The sequence below is a fragment of the Variovorax sp. P4_D9 genome, assembly GCF_056401695.1.
In genome coordinates this window covers 1-1,237 of record NZ_JBFUIU010001485.1, presented here as the reverse complement: position 1 = coordinate 1,237, position 1,237 = coordinate 1, and the positions used below count along the sequence as shown (strand labels likewise).

The window sequence follows — 1,237 nt, the reverse complement described above, 5'->3', positions numbered from 1 at the left end:
GTCCAGCTCTGGAAGGAGCTGACGTAGCCGTTGAGCCAGGCTTCTGCGGCGGTCGAAGCCCCGCGGTTCAGGTCCGCCGCGTACTTGAGGCCGATCTCGGTGTCCGCGCATTCGCCGACGACAGCGCCCGTGGCGCCGTCCTGGAACTGCGCCTCCAGCCCGGTCTGTCCCAAATAAGGCGTTGAGCCCACAGGCCGACCGGTCGCTGCACCGGAGCCAATCTCGGCCACGAAACCGTAGGGCACCGCGGTACCCGCCAGGCTCTCGACGGTGTTGGTTGGCACGAGCGCTGTCAGGGCGAGTCGGACGCGCAGGACCCCGGGGCCGCTTGTCGTGACGATCCGCGCGACGGGTGTCAGGTCTCGTACAAGCGCCRTATGGAAGTAGTCGATCAGCAGCTTCAGATCGGTGGGGTCGATCGGACGCTGACCGGCCGAAGGCTTGATGTAGACCTGGATCCGCTCGATCATGACCTTGTCGTAGCGCTTCCAGTCAACCCCGGCCTGACGCCAGCAGAGCATGTCGTCGTTGGCGGATACGGGCCTCAGCTTCGCGGGGTCGCTTAGGAAGCCGACATTGGCGACCTTGTCCTTGGCGTTCTCGGAGGCCACGACATCGGTGCCGGCGCCGGGCCCGGCGCAGCCCACAAGCCCGATGACGCTGGCGACGATGCAGGCGAACGCGGAGACGGGCGCAGGTGAACGTTTCATCCGTATACACGCCTCAAGGGCGATTGACCGGCTTCGGAGTTCTACTACGTAGCTGGCGATGGCAGTGAAGGCCAACGACTTGGCGCTGGTCAGGGCCGTGTTCATGCAGCGCAGCAGTTCCATGGCGCGCGGATCTCGACATAGATGGTGATGGTCATAGATTCCGATTTGGCCGGCTCTCTTGGCGCTCTGCCAGGCCCCGATGGTGCACAACAGGACGAGCTGGGTCCATCCGAGCCGCCACCTAACGCCACGTACGTGGCGGCGGTCGCGCTGCGCGTGTGGTCAGCCCTGGCAGGCATCCGGCACCTTCAATGCCTCGGGAGACGCCGAAGCCATGTCCACCACCGTCTACGTCGTCGGCTTCAAGGAGGGTGAGCGCGCGTGGATCGAATCGGCGCTCGGACGGACCACCGACTCGGTGGTATTCGTGGACGACAGCGAAGCCTTTCTTGCCGATCCGCCCAGTGGTCCAGGTCAGTGCCTGATCGCATCGGCCGATGTCGACGAGGCCGCAACGCTCAGGC

At 65.3% G+C, this 1,237-nt stretch carries 2 protein-coding genes; one reads left to right on the top strand and one right to left on the bottom strand.

Annotated features, from left to right (window positions below; translation table 11 throughout):
* On the bottom strand, positions 1 to 833 hold an 833-nt coding region (locus AC1DY5_RS56220; RefSeq protein WP_478122804.1), incomplete at its 3' end, for a DUF3313 domain-containing protein.
* Positions 834 to 1,047: 214 nt separating this feature from the next.
* Here AC1DY5_RS56220 and AC1DY5_RS56215 point away from each other — a divergent pair.
* Positions 1,048 to 1,237, top strand: a 190-nt coding sequence (locus AC1DY5_RS56215; RefSeq protein ID WP_478122803.1) for a hypothetical protein, incomplete at its 3' end; no start/stop codon positions are given.